Source organism: Variovorax davisae (genome assembly GCF_030316845.1).
GTDB lineage: Bacteria > Pseudomonadota > Gammaproteobacteria > Burkholderiales > Burkholderiaceae_C > Variovorax > Variovorax davisae.
On record NZ_JASZYS010000015.1, the window covers coordinates 93,838 to 107,850 of the forward strand.

General features: G+C 69.5%; 13 protein-coding genes and 1 pseudogene. 9 read left to right on the forward strand and 5 right to left on the reverse strand.

Going from position 1 to position 14,013, the window contains the following annotated elements; translation table 11 throughout:
* Nucleotides 1–190: 190 nt before the first annotated feature.
* The 4 genes from yajC to QTI33_RS28105 all read left to right on the forward strand — a co-directional run bounded on the left by yajC (nt 191) and on the right by QTI33_RS28105 (nt 5,916).
* Complete coding sequence (yajC, locus tag QTI33_RS28090; protein ID WP_286509705.1) at nt 191–520, forward strand: preprotein translocase subunit YajC; 330 nt, start codon at nt 191–193, stop codon at nt 518–520.
* 52 nt (nt 521–572) lie between these two features.
* The gene (gene secD / locus QTI33_RS28095) at nt 573–2,450 is read left to right on the forward strand and encodes a protein translocase subunit SecD (RefSeq protein WP_286509706.1); all 1,878 of its coding nucleotides are present in this window, start codon (nt 573–575) and stop codon (nt 2,448–2,450) included.
* 12 nt (nt 2,451–2,462) lie between these two features.
* A complete protein-coding gene (gene secF / locus QTI33_RS28100) occupies nt 2,463–3,416 on the forward strand; it encodes a protein translocase subunit SecF (RefSeq protein ID WP_286509707.1) in 954 nt (317 codons plus the stop codon).
* A gap of 100 nt (nt 3,417–3,516) precedes the next feature.
* Nucleotides 3,517–5,916, forward strand: a complete 2,400-nt coding sequence (locus tag QTI33_RS28105) for a DUF1631 family protein (RefSeq protein ID WP_286509708.1) — start codon at nt 3,517–3,519, stop codon at nt 5,914–5,916.
* A gap of 46 nt (nt 5,917–5,962) precedes the next feature.
* Here QTI33_RS28105 and QTI33_RS28110 read toward each other — a convergent pair whose 3' ends face one another.
* The 3 genes and pseudogenes from QTI33_RS28110 to QTI33_RS28120 all read right to left on the reverse strand — a co-directional run bounded on the left by QTI33_RS28110 (nt 5,963) and on the right by QTI33_RS28120 (nt 8,911).
* Complete coding sequence (locus QTI33_RS28110; RefSeq protein ID WP_286509709.1) at nt 5,963–6,478, reverse strand: Smg family protein; 516 nt, start codon at nt 6,476–6,478, stop codon at nt 5,963–5,965.
* A 67-nt stretch (nt 6,479–6,545) separates the two neighbouring features.
* A pseudogene (gene dprA, locus QTI33_RS28115) lies at nt 6,546–7,671 on the reverse strand (DNA-processing protein DprA).
* 19 nt (nt 7,672–7,690) lie between these two features.
* Complete coding sequence (locus QTI33_RS28120) at nt 7,691–8,911, reverse strand: LysM peptidoglycan-binding domain-containing protein (protein WP_286509711.1); 1,221 nt, start codon at nt 8,909–8,911, stop codon at nt 7,691–7,693.
* A gap of 160 nt (nt 8,912–9,071) precedes the next feature.
* Between QTI33_RS28120 and def the strand changes: the two genes are divergently transcribed.
* From def to QTI33_RS28145, 5 genes are read left to right on the forward strand one after another with little or no spacing between them, the layout of a single operon-like run.
* Nucleotides 9,072–9,605, forward strand: coding sequence for a peptide deformylase (def, locus tag QTI33_RS28125; RefSeq protein WP_286509712.1), 534 nt, complete (start codon nt 9,072–9,074; stop codon nt 9,603–9,605).
* Nucleotides 9,606–9,607: 2 nt separating this feature from the next.
* A complete protein-coding gene (locus QTI33_RS28130) occupies nt 9,608–10,096 on the forward strand; it encodes a hypothetical protein (protein WP_286509713.1) in 489 nt (162 codons plus the stop codon).
* Entirely contained in the window at nt 10,093–11,052 is a 960-nt protein-coding gene (gene fmt, locus QTI33_RS28135; protein ID WP_286509714.1) for a methionyl-tRNA formyltransferase, read from the forward strand. Before QTI33_RS28130 ends, fmt begins: the two co-directional genes overlap by 4 nt.
* Nucleotides 11,052–11,792, forward strand: a complete 741-nt coding sequence (locus tag QTI33_RS28140) for an AzlC family ABC transporter permease (protein WP_286509715.1) — start codon at nt 11,052–11,054, stop codon at nt 11,790–11,792. The genes fmt and QTI33_RS28140 overlap by 1 nt, the downstream gene beginning before the upstream one ends.
* Nucleotides 11,789–12,136, forward strand: a complete 348-nt coding sequence (locus QTI33_RS28145; protein ID WP_444814899.1) for an AzlD domain-containing protein — start codon at nt 11,789–11,791, stop codon at nt 12,134–12,136. Before QTI33_RS28140 ends, QTI33_RS28145 begins: the two co-directional genes overlap by 4 nt.
* A 9-nt stretch (nt 12,137–12,145) precedes the next feature.
* Here QTI33_RS28145 and QTI33_RS28150 read toward each other — a convergent pair whose 3' ends face one another.
* Together QTI33_RS28150 and QTI33_RS28155 are read right to left on the reverse strand one after the other, a co-directional pair.
* Complete coding sequence (locus tag QTI33_RS28150; protein WP_286509716.1) at nt 12,146–12,361, reverse strand: DUF2783 domain-containing protein; 216 nt, start codon at nt 12,359–12,361, stop codon at nt 12,146–12,148.
* An 11-nt stretch (nt 12,362–12,372) separates the two neighbouring features.
* Nucleotides 12,373–14,013, reverse strand: a complete 1,641-nt coding sequence (locus tag QTI33_RS28155; RefSeq protein WP_286509717.1) for an FAD-dependent oxidoreductase — start codon at nt 14,011–14,013, stop codon at nt 12,373–12,375.

The window sequence follows — 14,013 nt, forward strand, 5'->3', positions numbered from 1 at the left end:
CCCGGGGCCGCAAAGCCCCGAAAACCCCAAGCACGGCCCCGGAATAGGGTCGTCTGCCCTCTATACAATGCCCGGTGCTGTGCGCGGCCAGGTGCCGCGCTGCGTGGCCGCTGGGTGCGGCCGCGGATGCACCGGTCCCTTTCCATCCGGGGGCCGGCGCTCCTCTTCTTTCCCTCTGTTGGAGACTCCCTTGTTCATTTCTTCTGCTTTCGCCCAGGCCGCGCCCGCCGCCGGTGGTGGCGACATGATGTCCTCGCTCGGCAGCATGCTGCCGCTGGTGCTGATGTTCGTGGTCCTGTACTTCGTCATGATCCGCCCGCAAATGAAGCGCCAGAAAGAAGCGCGCGCCATGATCGAAGCCCTGGCCAAGGGCGACGAGGTCGCCACCTCGGGCGGCATGCTCGGCAAGATCACCCAGCTCGGCGAGCAATACCTGACGGTCGAGATCGCCAAGGGCGTCGAAGTGCAGATCCAGCGCAGCGCCGTGATCCAAGTGCTACCCAAGGGCGCGATCAAGTAAGTAGTGCCACAACACGGGTGCCGGACGCCGCGCGCCCCTGAAGGTTGAATCGATGAACCGATACCCGGTCTGGAAGTACGCGATCATCGTGGTCGTGCTGCTGGTGGGGCTTGTGTACGCCCTGCCCAATTTCTTCGGCGAGGCGCCTGCGGTGCAGGTGTCGTCGGCCAAGTCGACCGTCAAGGTCGACGCCGGCACCCAGGCCCGGGTGGCCGAGGCGCTGAAGGTCGCCGGGCTGGTGCCCGACCTGCTGACCCTCGACGCCACCTCGGTGCGGGCCCGCTTCGCTTCCACCGACGACCAGTTGAAGGCGCGCGACGCCCTGCAGCACGCCCTGGTGCCGGACCCGAGCGACCCGCCCTACACGGTGGCGCTGAACCTGGTGTCGCGTTCGCCGAGCTGGCTCACCGCCCTGCACGCCTTCCCGATGTACCTGGGGCTCGACCTGCGCGGCGGCGTCGACTTCCTGCTGCAGGTCGACATGAAGGGTGCCATCGACAAGCGCGCCGAGTCCTTCGCCAGCGACCTGCGCACCGGCCTGCGCGACAAGAGCGTGCGCGGCAGCGCGGTCAGCCGCAACGGCCAGACCATCGAGATGCGCTTCCGCGATGCCGCCGGCCTGGACGCCGCCAAGCGGCTGCTGCAAGACCAGTTCCCCGACCTCACGGCGGTCGAAAGCCAGGAAGGCACCGACTTCAAGCTGGTCGCCTCGATCAAGCCCGAGGCCGTGCGCCGGCTCCAGGACGCGGCCCTGAAGCAGAACATCACGACCCTGCACAACCGGATCAACGAACTCGGCGTGGCCGAGCCCGTGATCCAGCAGCAGGGCCTGGACCGGATCGTGGTCCAGCTGCCCGGCGTCCAGGACACGGCCAAGGCCAAGGACATCCTGGGCCGCACCGCCACCCTCGAGATGCGCTTGGTCGACGAGAGCGCCGAGGGCCGCGCCGCCGAGATGGGCACCGGCCCGGTGCCCTTCGGCTCGGAGAAGTTCCTCGACCGCCAGGGCCGCCCGGTGATCGTCAAGAAGCAGGTGCTGGTCACCGGCGAGAACCTCACCGACGCCCAGCCCGGCTTCGACTCCCAGACCCAGCAGCCCAAGGTCGACCTGACCATGGACGCCAAGGGCGGGCGCATCATGCGCGACGTCAGCCGCGAGAACTTCAGGAAGCGCATGGCGATGCTGATCTTCGAGAAGGGCAAGGGCGAAGTGCTGACCGCGCCGTCGATCAACGGCGAGCTCGGCAACCGCTTCCAGATCTCCGGCTCGATGAGCGTGGTCGAGGCCAACGACCTGGCGCTGCTGCTGCGCGCCGGCTCGCTGGCGGCGCCGATGGAGATCATCCAGGAACGCACCATCGGCCCGAGCCTCGGTGCCGACAACATCAAGAAGGGCTTCGACAGCGTGATGTACGGCTTCGCCGCGATCATGGTGTTCATGTGCCTGTACTACGCGCTGTTCGGCGTCTTCTCGTCGATCGCGCTGGCGGTCAACCTGCTGCTGCTGGTGGCGATCCTCTCGATGCTGCAGGCCACGCTCACCTTGCCCGGCATCGCCGCCATGGCGCTGGCCATCGGCGTGGCGATCGACTCCAACGTGCTGATCAACGAGCGCATCCGCGAGGAACTGCGCGGGGGCGCCTCGCCGCAGGCGGCCATCCACGCCGGCTACGAGCGCGCCTGGGGCACCATCCTCGACTCCAACGTCACCACGCTGATCGCGGGTGTGGCGCTGCTGGCCTTCGGCTCCGGCCCGATCCGCGGCTTCGCGGTGGTGCACTGCATCGGCATCGTGACCTCGATGTTCTCGGCCGTGTTCTTCTCGCGCGGGCTGGTGAACTTCTGGTACGGCAGCAAGAAGAAGCTCAAGACGGTGTCCATCGGCACCGTCTGGAAGCCCGACACCACCGCCGTGGCCGACGCGAAATAAGGGACACGACAAATGGAATTCTTCCGGATCCACAGGACCATCCCGTTCATGCGCCACGCGCTGGTGCTGAACGCGGTGTCGTTCGTCACCTTCGCCCTGGCGGTCTTCTTCCTGTTCCATCGCGGGCTCCACCTGTCGGTCGAGTTCACCGGCGGCACGGTGATGGAGGTGGCCTCCCAGCAGTCGGTCGACGTCGGCCGGGTGCGCGAGACCATCGCCAAGCTGGGCTACGCGGACGTGCAGGTGCAGAACTTCGGCACCTCGCGCGACGTCCAGATCCGCCTGCCGGTGCAGAAGGGCCAGACCTCGGCCCAGCAGAGCGAGCAGGTGATGGCGGCGCTGAAGGCGGTCGATCCGACCGCCACCCTGCGCGGCAACGAGTTCGTCGGCCCGCAGGTCGGCGAGGAGCTGACCACCAACGGCCTCAAGGCCCTCGGCATGGTGGTGGTCGGCATCATGATCTACCTGGCCTTCCGCTTCGAATGGAAGTTCGCCCTGGCCACCGTGCTGGCCAACCTGCACGACGTGGTCATCATCCTGGGCTTCTTCGCCTTCTTCCAGTGGGAGTTCTCGCTGGCGGTGCTGGCGGCGGTGCTGGCGGTGCTGGGCTACTCGGTCAATGAGTCGGTAGTGATCTTCGACCGCGTGCGCGAGAACTTCCGGCGCTTCCGCAAGCTGAGCACCCCCGAGGTGATCGACAGCGCCATCACCTCGACCATCAGCCGGACCATCATCACCCACGGCTCGACCCAGCTGGTGGTGCTGTCGATGTTCTTCTTCGGCGGCCCGACCCTGCACTACTTCGCGCTGGCCCTGACCATCGGCATCTGCTTCGGCATCTATTCGTCGGCCTTCGTGGCGGCATCGATCGCGATGTGGCTGGGCGTCAAGCGCGAGGACCTGGTCAAGGCGCCGGCCAAGCGGGAGGGCGATCCGGACGACCCGAACGCCGGGGCCACCGTCTGATCTTGGGGTTGCCGAGCATGGTGAGCCCTTGTGCGGTTACGCTTCCCGATGCAAGCTCGTGCTTGTCGTCGAATCGAATCCATTGCCGTCCTGACCATCCATGACCCAGCGGTCCCATGCAGCCTCCCTCCAACTCTCCCGAGAGACGCGCGAGCGATTCGTCGCCGCCACCGAGCCGCTGATCGCGCCGGTCGCCCGGGCCATCGGCGAACGACTGACGGCCCTGGCCTCCCAGACCGCCAATGCGCGCGAGATGCAGGAGAACCGCGACGGTTTCCTGGCGTTCCAGACCCACGGCGCGAACTGGGTGGCGCAGTCGCAGGCGGCCTGGCGCAAGGCGCTGGCCAGCAGCGCCATCGAGGGCTCTTCTTCCAATTCGCTGTCGCGGCTCGAGCTCATCGGCGACGAGGTGGTCGAGACCGGCATCCTGTCGTCGCGGCTCGCGCAGACGATCCAGGACAAGGCCAGCTTCGAGCTCAACGACTTGCGGCTGCGCATCCAGCATCTCGAGGGCACCCATGAACTGGACGCCCGGGACATCCTGAAGCCCGAGGCACTGGCCAAGGTCCTGGTCGACCAGTGGCTGGCCACCGGCCTGAGCCGCGGCCTGTGGACCAAGGTCCAGGAGCAGGTCCAGCAGCACATGGTCGATCCGGTGGTCAAGGCCTACAAGGACGCCAACGCCTTCCTGGTCGGCAAGGACGTGATGCCCGAGATCGATCTCAAGAGCTTCGTGCGCCGCACCGGTTCGGTCGGCTCCGGCAACGCGCCGCTGGGCGGCAGCTTTGCGGGCGGCGCGGCCGCCAGCGCCTCGATGGGCATCGGCCAGACGCGGATGGTGCCGGGTGGCTTCGGCGCGCCGGCCGGCAGCTTCGCGCCGGCGGCGATCGGCGTCGGCCGCGGTGCGGCCGGCATGGGCCAGCAGGCCGGCGGCGACACCCTGGTGGCCACCGGCGGCTCGCCGCTGCTGATGGCGCGCCAGCGGGCCCAGGGCGTGCTGCTCAATCTCAAGCGCTTCGTGACGGCGCGCATCGGCGGCGACATCACGCTGCCGCGCGGCCAGGGCGGCGGCGAGATGGCGGGCGGGGCCGGCGGCATGGTGGCCGGCGGCGCCGCCTCGCCCGCCTTCGTCGCCGCGATCGCGGACGCCGAGGCGGCCTACCAGGTGGCGGCCTCGCAGTACGTGGTCGGCGAAGAGGCCACGGCCATCCACAACGCCTCGGCCGAACTGCGCCGGCGCACCAGCGAACTCAAGAAGAAGGCGCCCACCACCGCCGACAAGGCCACGGTCGAGATCGTGGCGCTGATGTTCCAGGCCATCCTGGCCGAGGAGCGGATCCCGTTCTCGGCCCGGGTCTGGTTCGCGCGGCTGCAGATGCCGGTGCTGCGCGTGGCCATCGCCGAACCCGAGTTCTTCGGCACCTTGCAGCATCCGGCGCGCATGCTGATCGACCGCATGGGCTCCTGCGTGATGGGCTTCGATGCCGCCGCCATCTCGGGCAGCGCGCTCGAGGGCGAGATCCGTCGCGTGGTCCAGGTCATCGAGCAATACCCGGAAACCGGCCAGCGGGTGTTCAAGCTGGTGTTCGACGAATTCGTCGCCTTCCTTAACAAGTACCTGACGCAGAGCGACACCACCCAGCGGGTGATGAGCGTGGCGCAGCAGGTCGAGCAGAAGGAGACGATGGCGATCCAGTACACCATCGAGTTGCGCAAGATGCTCAACGACATGCCGGTGCGCGAGGAGATCCGCGAGTTCCTGTTCAAGGTCTGGGCCGAGGTGCTGGCCATTGCCGCCCTGCGCTACGGCGCCCAGGACGAGCAGACCGTGACGCTGAAGCGGGTTGCCTCCGACCTGGTCTGGGCCGCCAGCGCCAAGCCGAACCGCAACGACCGCACCCGCGTCATCCAGGACCTCCCCAAGCTGTTGCAGCGGCTGCGCCAGGGCATGACGCTGCTGGGCATCGTGGGCGAGCCCCAGGAAGCGCACATCAAGACCATCGGCGCGACGCTGTCCGATGCCTTCCTGTCGAAGACCGAGGCGATCCCGCCGGCCAAGATCGAAGCCATGGCCAAGCGCCTGGCCAACCTCGAGGATTTCGTTTCCGACGAGGGCACCACCGACCTGCCGCTGGACGCCGCGAGCATCGAGCTGCTGCTGGGCGTCGATGCCGCCTCGATCGAGGTCGTGCCCGACACCGGCACCAAGGTCAGCGAGGACATGCTGGCCTGGGCGCACGAGCTGCAGGTCGGCACCTGGTTCATGCTCGACCACAACGACCGCGTGAGCCAGGTCCAGTTCGTCTGGCGCAGCGACCGCAAGCAGCTGCACCTGTTCGCATCGAGCGACGGCCGCAGCTTCCTGATCCAGGTCGGCCGCCTGGCCTCCTACCTGCAGGCCGGCCTGCTGGTGCCGGCCGAAGAGGAAACCCTGACGGTGCGCGCCACGCGCGAAGCGCTGGCCAAACTGGACGCCAACCCCGAGCGGCTGCTGAATTAGCTCGCCTGGGTTGGGCTCTCTTCAGTCGGCCGACCTGGGGGCGAGCTCAATGCGCGATGCGGTCGCTCGAAGCGTCGCAGAGCTCGTCCAGCACGAGGGCGTCGGGCTCGACCCCGGTGCTCCAGTGCACCATCAGCACGATGATCTTGAGTTCGTCGAGCGCCAGCGGCTCGCCCGGCGTGGCCATGGCGCGCTCGACCACGATCTCGCGCATGCCGCCCGGCAGCACGCTGGCGGATTCGAGGAAGCTGATGAAGCCCAGGCATTCGGCGCCGATGTGCTCCTGTTCGGCACTCGAGTAGACGCGCATCGAATCGGCCGACTGGGGCAGCGCGGCGTCGGCCGCAATGCCCGGCAGCACGGTGGCACTGGTGCCGTCGGCGTGGCGCTCGAGCTGGACGCCCCGGGTCGCCAGGCTCAGGCCGTCGAGCCAGTGCAGCGCCTCGCGGATCTCGTCGGCATCGAAGCCCTGCGCGCTGAGCTTGCGCCCCAGCTGCTCGGGTTCGGGGCAGGCGTCGCCGCGCCAGTAGTTTTCGTAGACATACACGAGCACTTCGAACATGGGTTCAATATAGCCCACTCGCAGCGCCGGCCGTCGAAAGTTGCGCCGACACGACGGTGCCGGCGGCTCAGCCAAGCGCGACGCGCTGGAACAAGCCCCCCGGCAGGCGGGCCACGCTGCCCGCCAGTTCGAGTTCCAGCAGCTGCGCCTGCAGCATGGCGGGGCTGAATCCGGTGCGGGCGCACAGGGCGTCCAGGCTGACCGGATCGAATCCGAGTGCGCCCAGCAAGGCGGGCTCGGCGGCATCGTCGGCGGGGGCGGGCGACGGCGGCGCGGGCGGCGGCGCGAAGCGCAATTCCTCCAGCACGTCGGCCACCGACTCGACCAGCTTGGCGCCTTGCCGGATCAGGGCGTGGCAGCCGCGCGACTGCGGCGAATGGGATCGAGCCCGGGATCGCGAACACCTCCCGCCCCGCCTCGGCCGCCAGTCGCGCCGTGATCAGCGAGCCGGAGCGCAGGGCGGCCTCGACGACCAGCGTGCCGCGTGCGAGCCCGGCGATGATGCGGTTGCGCTTCGGGAAGTTCTGGTTCAGGGGCGGCGTGCCCAGCGGGTATTCGCTCACGATCAGGCCTTGCGCGGCGATCCGGTGCGCCAGTTCGCGATGGCGCGCCGGATAGACGCGGTCGAGGCCCGTGCCCACCACCGCCACCGTGGCCGGCTGCCCCGGCCGGGCGGCCGCCTCGAGCGCGCCTTCATGGGCCGCGCCATCGATGCCGAGCGCCAGGCCCGACACCACGGTCAGGCCCGCCTCGCCGAAGGCCCGCGCGAAGGCCCGCGCGTTCCCGGCGCCCTGCGCGGTGGGATTGCGGCTGCCGACCATCGCGATGCTGCGCGCCAGCTGCGCCAGTTCGAAGCCCTGCGCGCCGAGCAGATAGAGCATCAGCGGTGGATCGGCGGTCTCGAGCAGCGCCGCCGGATAGCCCGGGTCGCCGAGCGTCACGATGCGGCGCGTGGCACCTTGGGCTTCGGTGCCCTGGAGCCATTCGACGGTGCGATCGAGCAAGGCCGGAAGTTCGGCCGGCACGCGCTGGAGCGCCTCGGCCTGGGCCGGGCTGGCCACCTGCGACAGGGCCTGCCGCGTCTGCGAAAAGACGTCGCCCGGCAGGCCGAAGGCGGCGAGCAGCGCGCGCGCGGCGACGTTCCCGATGCCGGGCGTCAGCGCAAGGCGCAGGGAGAGTTCGTCGCGCGCCACACCGAGAAGCGCGCTCGCATCAGGGGTTGACCAGCAGGTCGCCGACCCGCGGGGTGTCGTTGATCTCGAGCACCAGCGCGTAGGACGCCTTTTCGAACGGACGGAACACCATCAGCAGGCCGATGCGCTCGTTCGGCAGCTTGAGCACGGCCTTGCCGGTGTCGTTGGGCGCGCCCGCGCGGTCGACGATGGTGTCGCCGTTCTTCAGGATGGCCAGCACATGGCCGGACTCGATGCCGTCGCGGGTTCCCTTGTTGATGACCACCACCTGGTTCTGGGCCGCGAACTGCACCGCGTTGCCGTAGACCGAGACGATGCGCCCGTCGATCGGCTGTTCGGGCGCGCGCGGCGCGTAGCTGAGCAGCTGGCGCGTCGGCTCGGGCAGCAGGCGGTCGCCGGCGCGCATCTCCTCGCGCGCGGCCACGATGTCGATGGTCGCGGGGACCACGTTGACGACCTCCTTGCCTTCGACCTGCTGGGTGGCGACGCTCTGGCTGCGCTTGAGCTGGGCCTTGCCGAGGTAGGCCGCCTCGAAGCCGAGCAGCTCGCCGGTGGCCGGGTCCTTCAGCGGCGTCGCGTTGCGGAAGATGCGATAGGTCTTGATCGGGCCGGCGGTCTCGATCAGCTGCTCGTCGGCCTGGCCCAGCGCGTAGGCACGGTCGCCACGGGCCAGCAGCACGCGGCTGTCGTTGCCGGCCACGATGTGGGGCGCGGCCTTGAGGGTGTCCTCGTCGACGATGATCGGCTCGCTCAGGAAAGGCTCGATCAGGCTCGGGTTGAGGGTCGGCAGCGCCATTCCGGACATCGACTCGTAGCGGGCGCGCGGCGACAGCTTGATCGTCCCATCGGAGGCGCCGCCGCGGCGGGTGCTGAGGCGGGCCCGGCCGCCGCTCTTGTCCAGGTAGAGCACCTGGCCCGGGTAGATCCGGTGCGGGTTGGCGATCTCCTTGATGTTCATGCCCCAGAGCTCGGGCCAGCGCCAGGGGCTGCGCAGGAACAGGCGGGAGATGGCCCACAGCGTGTCGCCGGGCTTGACCGTGTATTCGTCAGGCGCGTTGGGCGCCAGCTCGCTGATCGGGATGCCCGCCTGCGAGGCCTGCTGGGCCACCGCCCGCTGCTGTGGCGTGACCGGATAGTTCTGCGCGAAAGCGTTCGTGGCGCCAGCCACCCCCAGGGCGACGGCCGCCAGGGTGGCCAGGTGGCTGGGACGCAGGCTTTCGTTGATTCGGAGTTTGGTCATGGTTTATGGTGTGCACACACTACGCCACGCAGGATGTACGAATCCTCACAATTTGCTACGAATTTTGCGCTGAAGCCCTTGATAGGGCAACGTATTCGGTCCGTTCGCCGGCAGGGCGTCGCGGAAATGGCGAAAATAGCGACAACTTCTCCTCGCTTTCATGGCAAAAAGAACCATTTTGAGTTACCCGGACCCCCGCCTCCACACGGTGGCCAAGCCGGTGCAGGGCGTCGATGCGCGCATCAAGACGCTGGTCGCGGACATGCTCGAGACCATGCACGACGCCAACGGCATCGGCCTGGCGGCGACCCAGGTCGACGTCCACGAGCGGCTGGTGGTGATCGACATTTCGGAAGACCGCGACAAGCCGATCGTCCTGATCAATCCCGAGATCGTCTGGGCCAGCGACGAGAAGGTGCTGAATGAAGAAGGCTGCCTGTCGGTGCCGGGCATCTACGACGGCGTCGAGCGCTCGACCTCGGTGCGCGTGAGCGCGCTCGATGCCGACGGCGAACCGCAGACGATCGAGGCCGAGGGCCTGCTCGCGGTCTGCATCCAGCACGAGCTCGACCACCTGCTGGGCAAGGTGTTCGTCGAGTACCTGTCGCCGCTCAAGCGCAACCGGATCAAGAGCAAGCTGCTCAAGCAGCAGCGCGAAGACCAGAAGTCGGAACAGCGCGAAGGGCGGCGTTGACCATGCGGGCCCTGTGGCCGGTGGCAGCGGCGCTGCTGGTGGCGCTGTCCGGCTGCGCGCTCGATCCGACGCGGCTGCCGCTCGGCAGCACCCGTGACCAGACGCTGCAGAAGCTCGGCCAGCCGAGCGCCACCTACGCGATGCCGGGCGGCGGCGAGCGGCTGCAGTATTCGCGGGCGCCCTCGGGCTTCGCCGTCAACAACGTCGACCTCGACGCCGGCGGCCGGGTGGTCTCGATCCGCCAGGAGCTCGAGGACGGCATGTTCGACATCACGATCAAGCCGGGTGTCTGGCGGGTCGACGACGTGCTGCGCAGCTATGGCCGGCCCTTCGAGATTTCTCAGGTGCGGCCGTTCGACGGCGATGTCTGGGCCTGGCGCTACAAGTCGCAGAACAATCCGCGGCTGCTCTATATCTACATCGATCTGGACGGCGTGGTCGACCACTACCACACGGCGGACGATCTGCGCCAGCTGATGACCGACCAATGAGCTCACTGAAAGTCGCGTTCGCGGGCACGCCCGAGTTCGCCCGGGTCGCGCTGGAGGCGATCGCGGCGGCCGGCTTCGAGGTCGTGCTGGTGCTGACGCAGCCGGACCGCCCCGCCGGCCGCGGCATGAAGCTGCAGGCCTCGCCGGTGAAGCAGTTCGCAGTCGGCCGAGGCTGGCCGGTGGCGCAGCCGCGCAGCCTGAGGCTCGACGGCAAGTACCCGGACGACGCGGCCGCCGCGCGCGAGGCCATCGCGGCCGCGGGCGCCGACGCGATGGTGGTCGCCGCCTACGGCCTGATCCTGCCCCAATGGGTGCTGGATGCGCCGCGGCTCGGCTGCCTCAACATCCACGCCAGCCTGCTGCCGCGCTGGCGGGGCGCGGCGCCGATCCACCGGGCGATCGAGGCCGGCGATGCGCAGACCGGCGTCACCATCATGCAGATGGACGCCGGACTCGACACCGGCGACATGCTGCTGCGCGAGGCGCTCGACATCGGCGCCGACAGCACCGCGCGGCTGCACGACCGGCTCGCCGCGATGGGTGGCCGGCTGATCGTCGATGCCTTGGGACAGGCGGCGGCCGGCACGCTGAAGGCCGAGCCCCAGCCGGTCGAAGGCGTGACCTACGCCCACAAGGTCGAGAAGGCCGAAGCCCAGATCGACTGGTCGCTCGACGCCGCGACCATCGTGCGCCGGGTGCGCGCCTTCGACCCCTTCCCGGGCGCCAGCAGCGTGCTCGACGGCGAGACGATCAAGCTGTGGGCCGCCGAGGCCGAGCCGGGCGGGGCCGGAGAGGCGCCCGGCACGGTGCTGGCCGTGACAGCTTCGGGCATCGCCATCGCGGCGAAGGGCTCCGTGCTGCGGGTGACCGAACTGCAGCGCGCCGGCGGCAGGCGGCTGGCGGTCGCCGACTTCCTGCGTGGGTTCGACGTCCAGCCCGGCCATCGCTTCCACTGATGTTTCTCTCCTCCGCGATCCGGCGCCAGCCGGAATTCCGCCAGGGCGTGAGCGACATGGCCACGGTCGCCATGGGCATCGGCGCCTGGGGCCTGATGACCGGCGTGGCGATGCTCAAGTCGGGCATGAGCGTGTTCGAGTCGGTGGCGATGACGCTGCTGGTTTACGCGGGCAGTTCGCAGCTGGCCGCCATCCCGCTGCTGATCGCGGGCGCGCCGGCCTGGGTCATCCTGGCCACGGGCTTCTGCGTCAACCTGCGCTTCGTGGTCTTCAGCCTGCACTTGCGGCCCTACCTGATGCACATGCCGCGCTGGCGCCGCATCACCCACGGCTATCTCACGGCCGACATGAGCTATGCGCTGTTCACCCGCAAGTACGCGCAAGCGCCGCGCACCCGCGCCGAGGAGCAGGCCCAGGAGGCCTATCTCACCGGCAACTACTGCGTGACCTGGTGCGCGTGGATGGGCATGAGCCTGCTCGGCATCCTGCTGGCCAACATGATCCCGCAGGGCTGGGGCCTGGGCTTCGCCGGCGTGCTGAGCCTGGTGGCGATCGTCTGCTCGATGGCGACCACCCGGCTGCGCCTGCTGGCGGTGCTGATCGCCTCGGTCACCGCGGTGGCGGCCTATGCGCTGCCGCTCAAGCTCAACATCGTGGTCGCCATCGGTGTCGCGGTGCTGGCCTGCTTCTGGCTCGAAAAGCAGTTCGGGCTGGACGCCGAGGCGGAGGACGACAGGTGAGCACCCTGTTCGGCGGCACCGATCTCTGGACCCTCGGGGTGATCCTCGGCCTGGCCGCCGTCACCGTGCTCACGCGCTGCTTCTTCTTCATCCTCGACCGGCCCTGGGGCCTGCCGGAGTGGGCCCACCGGGCACTGCACTACGCGCCGGCGGCCGCGCTGGCGGCCGTGATCGCGCCCGAGATCGTCATGACGCAGGGCCACCTGATCTCGACCCTGCACGACGCCCGGCTCTACGGGGCCGTCGCCGGCACCGCCTATTTCTTCTGGCGGCGCGGCGTGCTCGGGACGATGCTGGCGGGGATGGCGGTGTACCTGCCGCTGCATCTGGGACTCGGCTGGTAGGGGCGCCGGTCAGGCGGCGTCCGGTGGGGCTTCGGGCGCGACGCCGCTGTCGCGCGCGGCTTCGATGCAGGCCAGCAGCACGGCCTGGTCGCCGCACTGGTTGGCCAGCAGCAGCACCAGGCGGGCATCGAAGTCGGCGCTCTGGGCCTCGGTCAGCCCTTCATGGGCGCTGACCCAGGCCGCGTAGAAGCCGTCGGGATCGGGGATGTGGGGTTCGGTGATCATGGGGGTGCCGTTCAACGGTGGGCCAGCGCGGCGTGGGCAGCCGCCGAGAGCGATGCCGGCGTCGGGTCATTCAGCAGCGCGGCGCGGTAGGCGTCCGGACGCACCAGGCACAGGCTGCCGGGCGTGGCGCTGCCGAGGTGGCGCGCCAGTGCCTCGTCGGGCTGCAGCGTGGCCAGGCCGCTGTCGCCGCCCACCGCGACCAGCCGCAGCGGCAGCGAGGCCGCGACATCGGCCATGGCCTCGGCCTGCGTGCGCGTCGGCGCGAACCACAAGCCCAGGCAGTGGGTGCCGTCGGCCAGCAGGTCCATCAGCGTGGTCGGCGTGCCGTCGCGCTGGCGCAGCGGCAGGTTCTGCACGCTTCGCCCGCCCTCCGGCAGATGAGGCGCCGCAGGGTAGTCGTTGGCGACCGACATGCGGCCGGTGTTCACCAGGGCGCGCGCGAAGGCATGGCGCGACGCCAGCGCGACCACGGCGCGGCGCAGCCGGTGCTCGGCCGGCGTCCGCGGTGCCAGGAAACGCGCCGAGCGGCTGGTGACGCGGAGGTTCTCGGCCGCGGCCGGGCGGCGTTCGGCGTCGTAGGTGTCGAGCAGCGCATCGCCGGCCTGGCCCTGCGTGACCAGCGCCAGCTTCCATCCGAGGTTGGCCGCGTCCTGGATGCCGCTGTTGCCGCCGCGGGCGCCGAACGGGCTCACGACATGGGCCGCATCGCCGATGAACAGGATGCGCCCGTGGCGGAAGCGGTCGAGCAGGTGGTCGCGGTAGCCGTACGGCCCGATCCAGACGAACTCGAACGCCACGCCGGGGCCGAGCTGCTCGCGCAGCCGCGCGCCGGCCACTTCGGGCCGGCTGATGTGGGCCGTGTCGCAGTCTTCGGGCATCTGGTAGTCGATGCGCCAGACGCCGTCGCCCATCAGGTGCTGCCACACCGCGCGTCCCTCGTTGAAGGGCGCATCGACCCAGGTCCAGCGCTCGGTCGGCAGCGGCTTCTCGAAGCGGACGTCGCTGATGCACCAGCGGTCGGTGCTGCGCGAGGGGTGGGCGTCGACGCCGAGCTGGGTGCGGATCGGGCTGTGGGCGCCGGTGGCGTCGATCAGGTGGTCGGCCTCGATCGCGTAGCTGCCGGCGGGCGTTTCGACTTCCACGCGCACGCCATCGGCGAACGGCACCACCTGGGTTACCCGGTTCTTCCAGCGCAGGTCGGTCAGGCCCAGTTCGAGGATGCGCTCGACCAGGAACCACTCGATGTAGAACTGCTGCAGGTTGATGAAGGGCGGCTGCACCGAGACGCTGTCGGCCTTCAGGTTGAAGTTGTAGACCTCCTGCCGGTCCGAGAAGGTGCGCCCGAACGACCAGGTGATGCCCTTCTGCGCGACCCGCTCGTAGATGCCGAGCCGGGCGAAGATCTCCAGGCTCTTCTGCGCATGGCAGATGCCGCGCGACGAGGCGCCGCGCACGCCGACCGTGTCGTCCTCGTCGAGCAGCACGGCGCGCACGCCGCGGCGCGCGAGGTCGCAGGCCAAGGTGAGTCCCGCCGGGCCGGCGCCGACGATCACGATCGGGTGGCGCAGCACGCGGTCGGCGCCGAGTTCGGGCGGCGGCACGAAGGGCCAGCTCGGCAGTTCGTATTCGGGGGCGAACTTGTAGCTTTCCAT

Excerpts from the sequence above, each read along its gene's own strand:
- def (WP_286509712.1), top strand. The coding sequence starts at position 9,072 with ATGGCAAAAAGAACCATTTTGAGTTACCCGGACCCCCGCCTCCACACG.
- QTI33_RS28140 (WP_286509715.1), top strand. The coding sequence starts at position 11,052 with ATGTTTCTCTCCTCCGCGATCCGGCGCCAGCCGGAATTCCGCCAGGGC.
- QTI33_RS28120 (WP_286509711.1), bottom strand. The coding sequence starts at position 8,911 with ATGACCAAACTCCGAATCAACGAAAGCCTGCGTCCCAGCCACCTGGCC.
- secD (WP_286509706.1), top strand. The coding sequence starts at position 573 with ATGAACCGATACCCGGTCTGGAAGTACGCGATCATCGTGGTCGTGCTG.
- QTI33_RS28150 (WP_286509716.1), bottom strand. The coding sequence starts at position 12,361 with ATGATCACCGAACCCCACATCCCCGATCCCGACGGCTTCTACGCGGCC.
- QTI33_RS28155 (WP_286509717.1), bottom strand. The coding sequence starts at position 14,013 with ATGGAAAGCTACAAGTTCGCCCCCGAATACGAACTGCCGAGCTGGCCC.
- fmt (WP_286509714.1), top strand. The coding sequence starts at position 10,093 with ATGAGCTCACTGAAAGTCGCGTTCGCGGGCACGCCCGAGTTCGCCCGG.
- QTI33_RS28130 (WP_286509713.1), top strand. The coding sequence starts at position 9,608 with ATGCGGGCCCTGTGGCCGGTGGCAGCGGCGCTGCTGGTGGCGCTGTCC.
- QTI33_RS28105 (WP_286509708.1), top strand. The coding sequence starts at position 3,517 with ATGACCCAGCGGTCCCATGCAGCCTCCCTCCAACTCTCCCGAGAGACG.
- QTI33_RS28110 (WP_286509709.1), bottom strand. The coding sequence starts at position 6,478 with ATGTTCGAAGTGCTCGTGTATGTCTACGAAAACTACTGGCGCGGCGAC.
- secF (WP_286509707.1), top strand. The coding sequence starts at position 2,463 with ATGGAATTCTTCCGGATCCACAGGACCATCCCGTTCATGCGCCACGCG.